This window comes from Lysinibacillus sp. NPDC097195 (assembly GCF_044762075.1).
Taxonomy (GTDB): Bacteria; Bacillota; Bacilli; order Bacillales_A; family Planococcaceae; genus Lysinibacillus.
Genome location: NZ_JBIWDP010000001.1, coordinates 438015 through 454266 on the forward strand (window position 1 = coordinate 438015; position 16252 = coordinate 454266).

General features: G+C 38.9%; 13 protein-coding genes. All 13 read left to right on the plus strand.

Annotation, left to right across the window (positions count from 1 at the left end):
* Window positions 1-86: 86 nt before the first annotated feature.
* The 13 genes from recD2 (at window position 87) to udk (ending at window position 16122) form a co-directional block, all read left to right on the plus strand.
* Complete coding sequence (gene recD2 / locus ACIQXI_RS02180) at window positions 87-2528, plus strand: SF1B family DNA helicase RecD2 (RefSeq protein ID WP_402921174.1); 2442 nt, start codon at window positions 87-89, stop codon at window positions 2526-2528.
* A gap of 21 nt (window positions 2529-2549) precedes the next feature.
* Window positions 2550-4253, plus strand: coding sequence for a polysaccharide deacetylase family protein (locus tag ACIQXI_RS02185; RefSeq protein ID WP_402921177.1), 1704 nt, complete (start codon window positions 2550-2552; stop codon window positions 4251-4253).
* 416 nt (window positions 4254-4669) lie between these two features.
* Window positions 4670-6106, plus strand: a complete 1437-nt coding sequence (gene hpaB, locus ACIQXI_RS02190; protein ID WP_402921180.1) for a 4-hydroxyphenylacetate 3-monooxygenase, oxygenase component — start codon at window positions 4670-4672, stop codon at window positions 6104-6106.
* Window positions 6107-6454: 348 nt separating this feature from the next.
* A complete protein-coding gene (alaS, locus tag ACIQXI_RS02195; protein WP_402921183.1) occupies window positions 6455-9115 on the plus strand; it encodes an alanine--tRNA ligase in 2661 nt (886 codons plus the stop codon).
* Between the two features lie 87 nt (window positions 9116-9202).
* Window positions 9203-9469, plus strand: a complete 267-nt coding sequence (locus ACIQXI_RS02200; protein WP_024363117.1) for an IreB family regulatory phosphoprotein — start codon at window positions 9203-9205, stop codon at window positions 9467-9469.
* 2 nt (window positions 9470-9471) lie between these two features.
* Window positions 9472-9888, plus strand: coding sequence for a Holliday junction resolvase RuvX (gene ruvX, locus ACIQXI_RS02205; RefSeq protein ID WP_024363116.1), 417 nt, complete (start codon window positions 9472-9474; stop codon window positions 9886-9888).
* Between the two features lie 17 nt (window positions 9889-9905).
* Entirely contained in the window at window positions 9906-10214 is a 309-nt protein-coding gene (locus ACIQXI_RS02210) for a DUF1292 domain-containing protein (RefSeq protein WP_024363115.1), read from the plus strand.
* 126 nt (window positions 10215-10340) lie between these two features.
* Window positions 10341-10868: a DUF1292 domain-containing protein gene (locus ACIQXI_RS02215; RefSeq protein WP_402921186.1), complete on the plus strand. Its 528-nt coding sequence runs from the start codon at window positions 10341-10343 to the stop codon at window positions 10866-10868.
* Window positions 10869-11224: 356 nt separating this feature from the next.
* Complete coding sequence (gene mltG, locus ACIQXI_RS02220; RefSeq protein ID WP_402921189.1) at window positions 11225-12343, plus strand: endolytic transglycosylase MltG; 1119 nt, start codon at window positions 11225-11227, stop codon at window positions 12341-12343.
* Between the two features lie 275 nt (window positions 12344-12618).
* Complete coding sequence (locus tag ACIQXI_RS02225) at window positions 12619-13251, plus strand: O-methyltransferase (protein ID WP_402921192.1); 633 nt, start codon at window positions 12619-12621, stop codon at window positions 13249-13251.
* A gap of 5 nt (window positions 13252-13256) precedes the next feature.
* On the plus strand, window positions 13257-14189 hold the full coding sequence (locus ACIQXI_RS02230; RefSeq protein ID WP_402921195.1) for a peptidase U32 family protein: 933 nt from the start codon (window positions 13257-13259) through the stop codon (window positions 14187-14189).
* 14 nt (window positions 14190-14203) lie between these two features.
* On the plus strand, window positions 14204-15484 hold the full coding sequence (locus ACIQXI_RS02235) for a peptidase U32 family protein (RefSeq protein WP_402921198.1): 1281 nt from the start codon (window positions 14204-14206) through the stop codon (window positions 15482-15484).
* A complete protein-coding gene (gene udk, locus ACIQXI_RS02240; protein ID WP_402921201.1) occupies window positions 15484-16122 on the plus strand; it encodes a uridine kinase in 639 nt (212 codons plus the stop codon). The genes ACIQXI_RS02235 and udk overlap by 1 nt, the downstream gene beginning before the upstream one ends.
* Window positions 16123-16252: the final 130 nt, after the last annotated feature.

A 16252-nucleotide genomic window follows, 5' to 3' on the forward strand; every position in this document is an offset into this window, starting at 1 on the left:
TTAGGATTTTGTTGATAAAACGATTTTTCTTAACTTGCTGTGGTAAAATAAAAAGATTGAAATCAATGAGAAGGGGCGAATCGATAATGACTGAAAATCTGAATTTATTTGAGCTGAATAAGCTATTTATTCTCGGACGTCCTATTGTCTCCATTTTTCATAATTCGCAAAATATGTACTCTATCGTACGGGTGAAAATTCAAGAAACCAATTTGCAATATGACGATAAGGAAATTATAGTAGTTGGTTATTTTCCTCAACTGCAAATGGATGAACAATACCGTTTTACAGGTATTATGAGACAACATCCAAAATATGGTGTACAATTTCAAGTTGAGACGTTTACGAAAGAAGTGCCCGCTACTGAGCAAGGAATCGTTCACTACTTATCAAGTGACTTATTCGTTGGAATTGGCAAGAAAACCGCTGAAACAATTGTTGAAAAACTTGGTGCAAATGCAATCCGTCGTATATTAGAAGATCCGAATGTCCTTGATGCAGTACCTCGTTTATCTGCGGAAAAAAAGGAAGTTATCCATCGTACGATTGAGCAAAATCTTGGCTTGGAACGGGTTATGATCCAACTGAACGAATGGGGATTTGGCCCACAACTCGGTATGAAAATTTATCAAACGTATCGTACAGAAACGATTGATTTTTTGACGGAAAATCCGTATCGACTTATTGAAGATGTCGATGGTGTTGGGTTTTTCCGGGCAGATGAGCTTGGTGCAAAATTAGGTATTACGGGCAATCACCCAGACCGTATTAAGGCGGCTATTTTACATATTCTAAATACAGCTGCATTATCGGATGGTCATGTATTTTTAGATGCAGAGCATGTATTACCGCAAGTAAAAGGTATGCTTGAGCAAAGCCAGCGTCAAGAAATTCCATTTGAAGCAATTTCTAAAGCATGTATTGAAATGCGCGATGACAATAAAATATACGGTGAAGAAACAAGACTATATTTGCCATCCCTCTATTTTTCAGAGATTGGCATTGCATCAAAAATTATTGCCTTAACTGAACGCAATAGTCAGGCGAAACATTTTAGTAAAGATGAAATTCGCAAGGCTATCGGTGATACGGAAGCGTTTCTCAATGTTACATATGCTGAAACGCAAGCAAATGCGATTGAACAAGCGCTTAATTCGGCTGTGATGATACTAACGGGAGGTCCTGGAACAGGGAAAACGACAGTTGTCAGAGGTATCGTAGAAGTATACGCCAAGCTTCATGGCCTATCGCTCAATCCTAAGGAGTATGCACAAAAAGAAGAGCCATTCCCGATTATTTTATGTGCGCCAACAGGTCGAGCTGCTAAACGCTTAGCAGAATCAACGGAATTACCAGCTATGACAATTCACCGCTTGCTAGGCTTTACTGGGCAGGAGAAAGAAGAAGAAACGGAGCGTGAAGTAACTGGTAAACTGATTATTGTCGATGAAATGTCGATGGTGGATACATGGCTTGCCCATCAATTATTAAAATCCTTGCATGAGGATGTTCAAGTCGTATTTGTAGGAGATCAGGATCAGTTACCTCCAGTAGGACCAGGCCAAGTACTGAAAGATTTACTTGCCTCAAAACAAATCCCTACTGTTGAATTGACAGATGTTTATCGACAAGCGGAAGGTTCAACCATTATTGAGCTTGCCCATCAAATTAAGCGAGGTACTATCCCGCAAGATTTGACAATGAAAACATCGGATCGTTCATTTATTAAAGCTTCATCAGATCAAGTGGCAAACGTTGTTACGCAAGTTGTAAAAAGTGCGGTGGCAAAAGGCCAGGAAATCCGTAATATTCAAGTTTTGGCGCCAATGTATAAAGGACCGGCTGGTATTGATAATTTAAATAAAATGATACAAGATCTAGTAAATCCGAATGATACAGGTTCAAGGAAGGAGCTTGTCTTTGGCGATGTTACATATCGCATTAAAGATAAAGTACTTCAGCTAGTAAACCAGCCAGAAAGTAATGTCTTTAACGGAGATATGGGAGAAGTTATCAGTATTATTAAAGCAAAAGAAACGATTGATAAGCAAGATTTGCTAGTCGTGTCATTTGACGGCATCGAAGTTACTTACCAACGTAGCGACTTGAATCAGTTAACATTGGCTTATTGCTGTTCTATTCATAAATCACAGGGCTCAGAGTTTCAAACGGTCATTATGCCGGTTGTGCGTGGCTACTCTAAAATGCTTCGTCGTAATTTATTGTATACAGGTATTACACGGGCGAAAAACTTCTTAATTTTATGCGGTGAGCCAGATGTCTTAGCGAATGGCTTACAACGAACAGATGATTTGCAACGATTTACCTCTCTTCGAGCAAGGCTAAACCCAATGGAAGCATTTAATGAGGTTGTGGAAGTAGAAGAGATAACAGGGGAAACAAAGGAAGTAGAAGACCAACAAGAGGCTTCTATAGCTGTTCTGCAGCTTACTGTAGAAACGCTTCCTTCTATACATCCGATGATTGGTATGGACGGTATTTCTCCGTACGATTTTATGGATGAATGAAAACTTTATGAGGTGAAGAAAGTGAAACGCATTGTATTAATGCTTCTAGTTCTGCTGTTATTGCCATTTGCACAAAAGGCACATGCTAGCAATATTGTGATACAAGTGAATGAGGAAGCAACAGTCTTTGATAATCGTTCGGGCGCGCTTGAACAAGTCGGAACATTATCGGCAGGACAAACATTTGAAGTAACAAAAGATTATGGAGCCAATTGGTGGCAAATTCGTTGGGGGGGTAATTACGGATACGTGGATAAACGTTACACAACCGTTGTCCCTGCCGCTACATATAAAAATACTGTTCCGTCTGTTGCTAAAATAAAAGACTTTATTGTAGCAACAAAAGTAACGCCTATTTATGATAATACAGGCAATAAGCTAGTGCAGTTTGCAACTTTATCAGAAGGTGTTCAATTTCCTATTTATAGCAAAATGGGCAGTTGGTATGGAATTGCGGTGAACGGACGACTAGGTTATGTACATAGTAGTGTTGTGAAAGAAGAAAAAGGCCAGCAAACTACAGATACTACAAAGCCAAGTGAAAAGCCAAAACCAACACCCACGCCAACACCCACACCACCGAGTAAACAAAATGGTTATATTGAAGCGTTAGAAAATACAATTCTTTATGATCTTCGTCGAGAACAACCGATGGCAATTGCCACGCTGTTAAAAGGTCAGCAACTTGAAGTGGCCAGCGTAGGAGATGAAACATATGTTCAAGTGCGTTGGGGCAAGACATTTGTCTATGCTGAAAAGGCCAAAGTAAAGTTTGTTAATACAGCTAATTATAAAAATAGTGGCAAGGATAATGCGGTAAATAATCAATATTTTATTCCGATTTCAGGAAATAGCGAAATTTATGACCGTACGGCAAATAAGTTACAGCCATTTGCAAAGCTTGATATCAATCGACGTTACCCTATATTACGAAAAGAGGCCAATTGGTATGTGACTACGATTGGAGGACGTGAAGGGTATATTCACAGCTCTAAGGTAGCTTTAGATCGTGGTGTGCCTGTAATGATGTATCACCATTTATTAAAAGCACATGAACTTGGACGCTTTACAAACGTTAGTACGACCATGACCGATACACAATTTGCGAATGAAATGAAGTACTTGAAAGATAAAAAATTTGAAACGGTAAGTACGGCGGATTTATTGCGCTTTATGCGCAATGAAATTACATTGCCTGCATATTCCATTGTTCTAACTTTTGATGATGGTTTATTATCTACACGAGAATATGCCTACCCAATATTAAAAAAATATGGCTTTCAGGCAACACAATTTTTAATTACTTATCGTAATGAATATTCGCCGGCGGAGCAACTGTTTAATTATAATGATTTACAGGCACTTTCACGGCAAGACATGGCGAGTATGCAAGATGTCTTTACGTATGAATCGCACACCTATAATTTACACGATATGATTGGCAATAAAGGTAAAATGCTACTTATCCCTTATCATGAAGTTGTACAAGACTTGAAGCGCAGTTTAACCATTATTCCTGAAGCGAAAGCATTTGCTTATCCATTTGGACAATATACGACCAATACAATTTATGCAGTAAAAGAAGCTGGGTTTGCAATGGCTTTTTCAACAAGACCAGGTTATAACAATCCATATGATGACGTATACCAAATTAAACGCCTATACAGCGATCAACAAACGAGCCTTGCGCAATACAAAAAAATGGTCTCACCTTACGCACAATAATTACACAATAGTCGCCTTTACTATTGTAACCGTTGCGAAAAGTACAAATGATTTTTAAAAGTGATAGTGTTGAGAAGAACTGAAAACTTCTTCTTTAGACAAGATGATATTTACATTTGAATTCTAGTTGATGGTAGTGAAGGCGGTGACTCCTGCTCAGAACGCACGCAACGTGAGGGCATTCTGCGCGTAAGCGAGGGATGCGGCTTACGTGTGCTGAGTGCAAAGCACCGCAGTAGCGGGCATCAACCACATAGTAAAGAAGTGTTAGAATGCTTTGACCATCTAACACTTCTTTATTTTTTTTTTCGGCTGCGTATTTAGAGCTTGTAAAAGTAGCAAAGGAACGATTCAGCCTAAAAGGTCATATACTACATGAGAATTAAAAACATAGGTAATCTTTTAGGGGTGAATGTATGCCAGCAATTACAGGCCAGCAATATATTGAACGCATCGATGCATTGCAAACGTATATATCAATAGATGGGGAAGTTGTTACAGGTAATGTTTCTGAACATCCTGCATTTAAAGGTGTTATGCAAAGTCAGGCAAAGCTTTTTGATTTGCAGCATGATGACAAGTTACGTGACAGTTTGACTTATGTGTCACCAACGAGTCAGCAGCGGGTTGGGATGTCCTTTTTGCAAGTAACAACGGCTGAAGATTTAGTGAAAAGACGTCATGCTGCTCGGCAGTGGGCTTTATCTAATCATGGATTTATGGGAAGAAGTCCTGATTATATGAACACCACATTAATGGCATTAGCCTCAGCAGCTGAATATTTAAAAGGTAAGCCCAATTGTTTTGCGGATCATTTGTTAAAATTTTATGAATATGCACGTGAAAATGATTTAACTATGACCCATACATTTATTGAGCCACAAGTAAACCGCCAAAGATTTTATTATGAAGATGAAGATGTGATCATAGCAGCTAAAATTGTAGATAAAACGAGTCAAGGCTTAGTAATTAAAGGGGCAAGATTGCTTGCAACACAAGGTGGTATAACGGACGAACTCCTTGTGTTATCAACAAACGGAGTTGATAAAGAAAAGGGCTTTGGCTTTTCTATACCGAGTAATACAAAAGGCTTAAAATTTTTATGTCGACAATCATTTGTCGGCGGTCAATCGACATACGATTATCCATTAAGCGCTCGCTTTGAAGAAATGGATGCCATTGTTGTTTTTGATAATGTCATTGTCCCATGGGAGCGCGTATTTTATTATGAAAATAACGAAGTCGCAAATAGCTTTATGAATATCAGTGGCTTCCAAGCCTATTCCTTACATCAAGTATTATCTCGTCAAATTGCTAAAACTGAATTTGTTTTAGGTGTCGTACAATCCATTGTAGATACGATAAATATCGGCGATTATCAGCATGTACAACAAAAAGTAGTGGACATTATTGTGTCGTTAGAAACGATGAAGGCTTTATTACTAAAGTCGGAACTAGAGGCAAAAAGGGATGATTATGGCTTTTTAAGACCTGATCAGCCAACATTACAAGTGGCCATTCATGTGTTCCCGAAAGTTTATCCAACCTTTACGGAAATTATCCAATTGCTAGGTGCAAGCGGATTAATGTCCATTCCAAGTGAAAAAGCATTTGCCGCAGATGATGGTGACTTAGAGCATTATTTACAGTCATTTAAAGATGGTGGAGAAGAGCGTGTAAAAAAATTCCGCCTAGCATGGGATTTAACGATGAGTACATTTGGCACAAGACAGACGTTATATGAACGATTTTTCTTCGGAGATCCTGTCCGCTTATCAGGCTTGCTTTATCAATCGTATAATCGGGAACAATTTGTCCAACGAGTAGAAAACTTTCTTAAAAATGACCATTAATGTATTGCAATGATTGACAGAAGAACATAATTTTTTTATAATGTGCGTTATAAAAGAGAAAAAACGATGATGGAACAAGTAAGTATTTGTGCGTGTAGAAGAAAGGGATTTCTAGGCTGAAAAAATCCTCACGTCCACAAGTGCCGAAAGCTACTCCAGAGTGCAGTTAATCCCTGCCGTTCACTTACGTTACAAGTGCTAAAGAGGTAAGTATGTAGATACTTACAACTAGGGTGGTACCGCGAGACAATACACAAAGTCCTCGTCCCTTTTTGGGATGAGGGCTTTTTTATGCGTATAAGCGGAGACATATCGTAATTTTCCACTATTAGAGGAGGAACTTTTCACATGAAAGCAGTAGAAATTCGCCGTATGTATTTAGAATTTTTTAAAGAAAAAGGACATCACCATGAACCGTCAGCACCTCTTGTGCCAATTAATGACCCTTCATTACTTTGGATTAACTCAGGTGTAGCAACTTTGAAACCATATTTTGATGGTCGTATCATTCCTGATAATCCACGTATTACCAATGCACAAAAATCAATTCGTACAAACGATATTGAAAATGTAGGGAAAACAGCGCGCCACCATACATTCTTTGAAATGCTAGGGAACTTCTCTATTGGTGATTACTTCAAAAAAGAAGCTATTCATTATGCATGGGAATTTTTAACGGATAAAAAGTGGATGGGCTTTGATCCTGAGCTTTTATCGATTACGATTCATCCAGAAGACCAAGAAGCGTATGATGTTTGGCATAATGAAATTGGCATTCCAGAAGAACGTTTAATTCGTTTAGAAGGCAACTTCTGGGACATCGGTGAAGGTCCATCTGGTCCAAACTCTGAGATTTTCTATGACCGTGGAGAAGAATATGGCACAGATGAAAATGATCCAGAAATGTATCCTGGTGGTGAAAACGAGCGTTATTTAGAAATTTGGAACTTAGTGTTCTCTCAATTCAACCACAATCCAGATGGTACTTATACACCATTACCGAAGCAAAATATTGATACAGGAATGGGCTTAGAACGTATCGTTTCTGTAGTACAAAATGTTCCAACAAACTTTGACACAGATTTATTTATGCCAATTATTGAAAGAATTGAGCAATTTGCTAATCGAAAATACAAACGTCCTGGTGAAGTAGCGTTAAGTGAAATCTTCGGCTCTGAAGAAGATATTAATACACCATTCAAAGTGATTGCAGACCATATTCGTACTGTAGCATTTGCTATTGGAGATGGCGCACTTCCTTCAAATGAGGGGCGTGGGTATGTATTACGTCGTTTACTGCGCCGTGCAGTACGTTATGCAAAACAAATTGGCATTGAAAAACCATTTATGTTTGAATTAGTACCTACAGTGGGTGCCATTATGGTTGATTTCTACCCAGAAGTAACGGAAAAATGTGAATTTATCCAACGTGTTATTAAAAACGAGGAAATTCGCTTCCATGAAACATTAGATGGCGGTCTTGCAATCTTTAACGAAGTTGTTGAAGCACAAAAAGCAGCGGGACATGATTATATTCCGGGTGCAGATGCATTCCGTCTTTATGACACTTATGGCTTCCCGATTGAATTAACAGAAGAATATGCGGAAGAAGTTGGCATGAAAGTAGATCACGAAGGTTTCGAAGTGGCTATGAACGAGCAACGTGAGCGTGCACGTGCAGCCCGTCAAGACGTCGATTCTATGCAAGTGCAAAATGAAGTGTTAGCAAACTTAACAGTGGCAAGTGAATTTGTTGGCTATGATACATTATCAGTAGAAACTGAAGTTGCTGCAATAATTGTCAATGGACAAGTAGCGAAGGTCGCTTCAGAAGGGCAAGAAGCGTTGGTTGTCTTAGCAAAAACGCCATTCTATGCTGAAATGGGTGGACAAATCGCAGATAGCGGTGTAATTGCCAATGACAGTTTTACGGCAATCGTTAAAGATGTACAAAAAGCACCAAATGGCCAACCTTTACACACTGTACTTGTAGAATCAGGTGAGATGCATGTTGAAGATGCGGTAAAAGCGGTTGTTAATCGTGATGAGCGTAATCTCATTATTAAAAACCATACAGCAACACATATTATGCAACGTGCGCTAAAAGATATTTTAGGAGATCATGTAAACCAAGCAGGCTCGTATGTTGGCCCAGATCGTTTACGTTTCGACTTCTCTCACTTTGGTCAAGTAACAAAAGAAGAATTACAACAAATTGAACGTATTGTTAATGAAAAAGTGTGGGAAGATATTGAAGTCGTGATTGAAGAAAAAGCGATTGATGAAGCAAGAGCAATGGGCGCAATGGCATTATTCGGTGAGAAATACGGAGACATCGTTCGCGTCGTTTCCATTGGTGATTATTCAATCGAACTTTGTGGTGGTATCCATGTAAAACGTTCTTCTGAAATAGGCTTCTTTAAAATTGTTTCTGAAGGTGGTATTGGCGCAGGAACACGTCGTATTGAGGCTGTAACAGGTAAAGTAGCGTATGAGGCAGTGAAAGAAGAAGAGGCGCTGTTAAATGATGCAGCAGCACTATTAAAAGCAAATCCGAAAGATATTGTGACAAAAGTGCATGCTTTACAAGCAGACTACAAAGAATTACAACGCGAAAATGAAGGATTATCACAAAAAATTGCTAATGCGCAAGCAGGTGCAATTGTCGATGCTGCACAAACTTTTGGAGATGTCACAGTACTGTCAACAAAAGTGGAAGCAAAAGATAATAATCAACTGCGTCAAATGATGGATGATTTAAAAGGTAAAATGACCAAAGCAGTTCTCGTATTAGGAGCAGTTGATGGCGATAAAGTGATGTTATGTGCAGGTGTCACAAAAGATTTAGTTGGTGGCAATTACCATGCAGGAAATATTGTGAAAATGGTGGCAGAAGCTTGTGGCGGTAAAGGTGGCGGTCGTCCAGATATGGCGATGGCAGGTGCAAAAGAAGCATCAAAACTTGATGAAGCGCTACTTTCTGTGTATGATTACGTTAAATCCATTTAATTAATACGCAAAATCGGTTATAATAAAGAGAAATTGGAGATGAGCTTCTTTGCACATCTCCTTATTTCTGAAAGCGAGGTGCTGGTCATGAGTTCATTTGATCAAACGATGAAATTTAATTTTCCAGAAGAATCAATGGAACAGGAAGTCAAGCAGGTAATGTTGAAAGTACATTCTTCACTAGAGGAAAAGGGATATAATCCTATCAATCAGATTGTCGGTTACTTACTTTCTGGTGATCCGGCGTATATTCCTCGCCATCAGGATGCTCGTAATTTAATTCGCAAGCTAGAGCGTGACGAAATTCTAGAAGAGCTTGTTAAATTTTATATCAAAAAGAATAACGAGGGCTAGAAATGAGAATTATGGGATTAGACGTTGGGTCGAAAACAGTTGGCGTTGCAATAAGCGACGCTCTTGGCTGGACGGCCCAAGGTATTGAAACCGTAAAAATTGATGAAGCAAATGGCGAATTCGGCATCGACCGTATTGCTGAGCTAGTGAAGGAATATACTATCACTGAATTTGTTGTAGGATTCCCGAAAAACATGAATAATACGGTAGGACCGCGTGGTGAAGCTTCTGAAAACTATAAAAAGTTATTAGAAGAAACTTTCTCACTACCGGTTAAACTTTGGGATGAGCGTTTGACGACGATGGCTGCCGAGCGCATGCTAATCGAAGCGGACGTAAGTCGCAAAAAACGCAAGCAAGTCATTGATAAAATGGCGGCTGTGATGATTTTACAAGGCTATTTAGATAGCAAAAATTAATTAATGAGGTGGCAAACATGGCACACGAGCACAACCATGAAGAAGAACTACATGTACAACACATTACAGTGATTGATGAAAACGGAAACGAGCAGCTTTGCGAAGTAATTCACGTTCACGAGTCTCCTGAATTCGGCAAATCTTACGTATTTTACTCAATGGTAGGCGCTGAAGAAGATGAGGATGGTTCTGTAGAAATCTTCGTATCTTCATTTGTACCATCTGAAAACGGTGAAGATGGCGAATTAACACCGATTGAAACAGAAGCAGAGTGGGACATGGTAGAAGACGTTTTAAACGCTTTAGAGGACGAAGACGAAGAATAATTGTTTTCATTTCAGAGTGTAAGGAACAAGGATGGCACAAGCGGTCCTTGTTCTTTTTTTACGCCATCTACTTTGCATACTTAAGTAGTAAGAATAAACACATAGAGAGTAAAGGGAGGACTACAAATGAACGAAGAAACGCAAGAATTTATCATAATCGGTGAAAATGGTAAAGAGCAAACATGTCGTGTTGTTTTTACATTTGATGCGGAGGAAAAATCATACGTGTTGTTTTCACTAATCGATGAAAATGGACAAGAAATTCCTGGAGATATTTCAGCGATGACATTTGATTATGATGATAACAACGGTGAAATGACTAATTTACAGCCTGTTGAATCAGAAAGTGAATGGGAAATGATTAATGAAGTAGTGCTCACACTGCTTGATGAATTCCAGGAAGAACCACAACTTATTACGGTGACGAATGAGGATGGAACAGATCAGCTGTGCGAAGTCATTCATACATTTGCTTCTGAACAATTTGCTAAATCCTATGTTCTCTATGTTGCTGTCTCAGATGAGCCGATGGAAGAGCGAGATATTTTCGCTGCACAGTATGTACCTGGAGCAGATGGATCAATTGAGGATTTGCTACCGATTGAAACAGATGAAGAATGGGATTTTGTCGAAGATATTTTGAATGATTTGTAGATAGTATGGTCTAACGTATACTCGATGGCTTCGAGTATACTTTTTTTATCAAGATAAAGCCCGTAACGACTCCTAGGTGAACGTCTAACTTTGTTGTGTACTTACGCGACCATAGTGATTAAATAAGGGCTAGTGTTGACTATAGGGCTGCTACCGGCGATTGGTTGCACCTATCGGCGATTCGCACGGTTTTACCGGCGTTTGTACGGCTGCTACAAGCGATTTGCGCGATTTTATCAGCGATAGGAATGGACAAAGATGTTTTTATAAGTGCAAATTCCCCCGAATTATCCATTTCTGTTTGTCGTAAAAGTTGATTTCTAGTATGATATTGAATAGTGATAGGGGGGAAACCCGTGGATAACGGTTCAAAGAAGCAAGAAATGTTTACAAAAATGCAGAAAAAAAAGTCTGAGGTAAAAGTCGTGAGAAAAATAGTAGCTATTATAGCCATTACGTTTGTCTTAGTATTTGGCATTATCGGATTAATGGGTTACAACTACGTAAAAAGCGCACTAAAACCAGTGGACCCGGATGCAACAAAAACCATAGCTGTGGAAGTTCCAATTGGTTCTAGTTTAAGCTCGATTTCGGCTTTATTGGAGAAAAAGGGCGTTATTAAAGATGCAAAAGTCTTTAAATACTATGCAAAGTTTAAAAATGAATCACAATTCCAAGCAGGTAATTATGATTTAACGCAAGCAATGACACTGGACGAGCTTATCGAAAGCTTAAAAACAGGGAAGGTGTATCGTGAACCAATCTTTACAATGACAGTGCCAGAAGGTCTGACATTAGATCAAATTGGCAAAATCGTTGAAAAGAAAACGCCATATACACAAAAAGAATTTATGGATTTAGTGACAAGTGAAGAATTTGTTCAAAAAATGATGGCTAATTATCCGGAACTAGTGACAGACGCAGTTTTAGCGGACAATATTCGCTATGACTTAGAAGGTTATTTATTCCCTGCAACCTATTCGTATTTTGAAGAAAAGCCTTCATTAGAATCAATTGCGGAAGAAATGGTAGCGGCGATGAATAATGTTGTGAAAAATTACAGTGAAGTACTAGCGGAAAAACAAATGTCTGTTCATCAACTATTAACATTTGCCTCTTTATTAGAGGAAGAAGCTACAGCGCAAACAGATCGTGAAACAATCGCAAGCGTATTCTATAATCGTATTGAACAAGGGATGCCATTACAAACAGACCCAACTGTTTTATATGCACTTGGTTCACATAAAGACCGCGTGTTATATGAAGATTTAGAAGTAGAAAATGCTTATAACACTTACAAAAATAAAGGCTTACCGCCAGGCCCAATTGCTGGTGCAGGAAAAACATCGATTGAAGCAGCGTTAAATCCGAGCAAAACGGATTATCTTTATTTCTTAGCAGATAAAGATGGAGTTAACCACTTCTCGAAAACATATGATGAGCATTTGCAAAAGAAAGCTCAATATATTAAGTAGTTGTAAGTAATTAGTGGCGAAATATAGCACACTAAAATGGGTAGAAGGAAAGAAAAATAGCTTTCCTTCTATTTTCGTGCTATTATAAATTGTGATTTTTAATCAATTAATACGTGGTGGCAATTGTTTCGTGCAATCGACAAACAATTGCTCATTTTTGTATGGCAAAGTACCAAGACATCACGTTTGGTCTTTTTCTTTTTGTAGGAAAGTGACGATGAAGTTTGGACAACGGGAAAGTGCTCGTTTCCTTTTAAATGAGGGTGAATTTTACAATGGAATTATCGGATGCATATATACAATCATTTATTCAACCACGTAATGACTTGCTTTTAGAAATGGAAGCATATGCGGAAGAAAATCATGTCCCAATTATGCAACTAGCTGGAATCGATGCACTCAATCAATTGCTTCGTATTCAAAATCCGTCAAAAATATTAGAAATTGGCACGGCAATTGGCTACTCAGCAATCCGTATGGCAGACGCTTTGCCGAATGTTCATATTGTGACGATTGAACGTGATGAAGAGCGTGTGGCAAAAGCAAGAGCTTATATTGCACGATCATCAGTTGCAAATCGTATTACAGTAATTGAAGGCGATGCCTTAGAAGTGGATGATAAGGCAATTGACACAACTTTCGATGCGATTTTTATTGATGCAGCGAAGGGACAATATCAACGATTTTTCGAAAAATATGCTCCTCTTGTAAAGTCCGGGGGCGTCTTGTATATCGACAATATGTATATGCATGGCTTGTCGGATTTGGACTTGAAGGACGTGCCACGTCGCAAGCGGACTATGATTCGAAATTTAAAAAACTTTACTGATTGGATTATGCACCATCCGGACTATACAAGTGCATTCTTACCAGTCGGTGATGGCTTATTATTATGTTTGAAGAGGTGACGACTATGAAAAAACCTGAATTGCTTGTCACACCGCAATCAGTGGACCATGTTAAAGCATTGTTAACAGCTGGAGCAGATGCTTTTGTCATTGGGGAACAACAATTTGGTCTTCGTCTAGCAGGAGAATTTTCTGTCAGCGAAGTAGAAGAAGCAACAAAGTTAATTCATGCAGCAGGCAAAAAGGTTTATGTTGCAGTGAATGCACTTTTCCATAATGAAAAACTAGATGCCTTAGGCGAATACTTAAAAGAAATGCAACGTATTGGTGTTGACCGTTTAATTTACGGTGACCCTGCAGTAATTATTGTGCGTCGTGAGCAAGGTGTGACAATTCCATTACACTGGAACCCAGAAACAACAGCGACAAACTGGTTTACTGCTAACTACTGGGGTAAACGTGGTGCAACACGAGCAGTGCTAGCACGTGAGCTTTCATTAGAAGAAGTACTAGAAATTAAAGAAAATGCGGAAGTCGAAGTGGAAGTACAAGTTCATGGCATGACATGTATGTTCCAATCAAAACGTCCGTTACTTGGTCATTATTTCTTATACCAAGATAAAGTGATGGAGATTGAAAACCGCCAAGAAAACCGTAATATGTTCCTTCATGATGACGAGCGTAACAATAAGTACCCTATTTATGAGGATGCCAACGGTACGCATATATTCAGTCCAAATGATATGTGTATTATTGATGAGTTGGGCGAGTTGTTTGAAGCAGGCATCGATTCACTTAAAATCGAAGGTGTCTTACAAACGCCAGCCTATGTAGTCACTGTAACGGAAGCATATCGTCAAGCAATTGACACATATTTTGACGAATCTGAAGATGCATACGACGATATTAAAGATGATCTATTGGCTAAAATTGAAGAAATCCAGCCTGCTATTCGACCACTCGATACTGGCTTTATCTTCAAAGAAACAGTTTACTAGGAGGTGGCAAGAACATGGCATTGGCATTAGAACAAAATGACAAAATTCGTGAAATAGTTGACGGCAAGCGCGTCATTACAAAAAAACCTGAACTACTTGCCCCTGCAGGTAGCTTAGAAAAATTAAAAGTAGCTGTTCACTATGGTGCAGACGCAGTATTTATTGGCGGCCGTGAATTCGGCTTACGTTCCAACGCGGATAATTTCTCTATTGAAGAGATGCGTGAAGGTGTCGATTTTGCCAATCAATACGGTGCGAAAATTTACGTAACAACGAATATTTTTGCCCATAATGAAAACATGGATGGCTTAGAGCAATACTTAAAAGATATTGAATCAGCTGGCGTTACCGGCATTATTGTTGCGGATCCGCTTATTATTGAAACATGTCGCACGGCTGCACCGAAACTTGAAATTCATCTTTCGACACAACAGTCTTTATCAAACTGGAAAGCTGTGCAATATTGGAAAGAAGAAGGCTTACATCGAGTGGTGTTAGCGCGTGAAGTTGGCGGCGAAGAAATGAAGCTTATGAAGGAAAAGGTCGATATTGAAATCGAAGCATTCGTTCATGGCGCTATGTGTATCGCTTATTCAGGCCGTTGTGTACTGTCAAACCATATGACAGCACGTGACTCGAATCGCGGTGGCTGCTGCCAATCTTGTCGATGGGACTATGATCTTTACGAACTAGAAGATGGTGAGGAAAAGGCGCTTTTCGATGATAATCATGCACCGTTTGCAATGAGTCCGAAAGATTTAAAGTTAATTGAAGCGATTCCGCATATGATTGAACTTGGCATTGACTCATTGAAAGTAGAAGGTCGCATGAAATCTATTCACTACGTCGCTACAGTTGTATCTGTTTATCGCAAAGTGATTGATGCTTATTGTGCAGATCCTGAAAACTTTAAAATTAAACGTGAATGGTTAGAAGAGTTAGACAAATGTGCGAACCGTGACACTGCGGAGGCATTTTTCCATGATGCACCAGGACACGAGGAGCAAATGTTTGGTGAGCATGGTCGTAAGACAACGTACGAATTTGCAGGGCTTATTTTAGCGCATGACCCAGAGACAAAAATCGTAACGATGCAACAACGTAACTATTTTAAACCTGGTGATGAAGTAGAATTTTTTGGTCCTGAAATCGAAAATTTCCGCATGACAATGGGAGAAATTTGGGATGAGGATGGCAATAGTCTAGATGCGGCTCGTCATCCATTACAAATCGTTAAATTTAAATGTGAGACACCACTTCAACCGCATAACATGATGCGAAAGGAGAATAATTAATGGCAATCAAGCGTCCTGTTGTCATCGGAATCGCTGGTGGTTCATGCTCAGGTAAAACGAGTGTGACACGTGCTATTTATGATGTTTTCCGCGAGCATTCTGTCGTTGTAATTGAACAAGATTATTACTACAAAGACCAAAGTCATTTAACATTTGAAGAGCGTTTAGGGACGAATTATGATCATCCTTTAGCGTTTGATAATGATTTATTAATTGACCATATAAAAACATTATTAAAGCGTCAGCCTATTGACAAGCCTGTTTATGACTATGTACAGCATACACGTGCTGAAGAAGTTATCCATGTAGAGCCAGTAGATGTCATTATACTAGAAGGAATTTTAGTATTAGAGGATGCGGACTTACGTAATTTAATGGACATTAAACTATTTGTTGATACGGATTCTGATTTACGCATTATTCGTCGTATTCTCCGAGATATTAAAGAGCGTGGACGTACTACAGATTCTGTCATAGAGCAGTATTTATCCGCCGTGCGCCCAATGCATAATATGTTCATTGAACCGACTAAACGTTATGCTGATATCATTATTCCTGAAGGTGGAGAAAATGGAGTTGCCATTGATTTGATGGTAACGAAAATTAAAACTATTCTTGAAACTGACAACGTATTGTAATAAGATAGAGTGGTATTGACAATATTTACATGAATTTCAAAGCATATTTTTGTAAGGCATGCATACTATTAGGTCAAAGCGTATTTTGAAATGGATTAAAAATAATAAAATTCGATTAAGTGCATTAACT

Excerpts from the sequence above, each read along its gene's own strand:
- alaS (WP_402921183.1), top strand. The coding sequence starts at position 6,455 with ATGAAAGCAGTAGAAATTCGCCGTATGTATTTAGAATTTTTTAAAGAA.
- ACIQXI_RS02210 (WP_024363115.1), top strand. The coding sequence starts at position 9,906 with ATGGCACACGAGCACAACCATGAAGAAGAACTACATGTACAACACATT.
- ACIQXI_RS02225 (WP_402921192.1), top strand. The coding sequence starts at position 12,619 with ATGGAATTATCGGATGCATATATACAATCATTTATTCAACCACGTAAT.
- ACIQXI_RS02235 (WP_402921198.1), top strand. The coding sequence starts at position 14,204 with ATGGCATTGGCATTAGAACAAAATGACAAAATTCGTGAAATAGTTGAC.
- hpaB (WP_402921180.1), top strand. The coding sequence starts at position 4,670 with ATGCCAGCAATTACAGGCCAGCAATATATTGAACGCATCGATGCATTG.
- ACIQXI_RS02230 (WP_402921195.1), top strand. The coding sequence starts at position 13,257 with ATGAAAAAACCTGAATTGCTTGTCACACCGCAATCAGTGGACCATGTT.
- ACIQXI_RS02200 (WP_024363117.1), top strand. The coding sequence starts at position 9,203 with ATGAGTTCATTTGATCAAACGATGAAATTTAATTTTCCAGAAGAATCA.
- ACIQXI_RS02215 (WP_402921186.1), top strand. The coding sequence starts at position 10,341 with ATGAACGAAGAAACGCAAGAATTTATCATAATCGGTGAAAATGGTAAA.
- udk (WP_402921201.1), top strand. The coding sequence starts at position 15,484 with ATGGCAATCAAGCGTCCTGTTGTCATCGGAATCGCTGGTGGTTCATGC.
- recD2 (WP_402921174.1), top strand. The coding sequence starts at position 87 with ATGACTGAAAATCTGAATTTATTTGAGCTGAATAAGCTATTTATTCTC.
- ruvX (WP_024363116.1), top strand. The coding sequence starts at position 9,472 with ATGAGAATTATGGGATTAGACGTTGGGTCGAAAACAGTTGGCGTTGCA.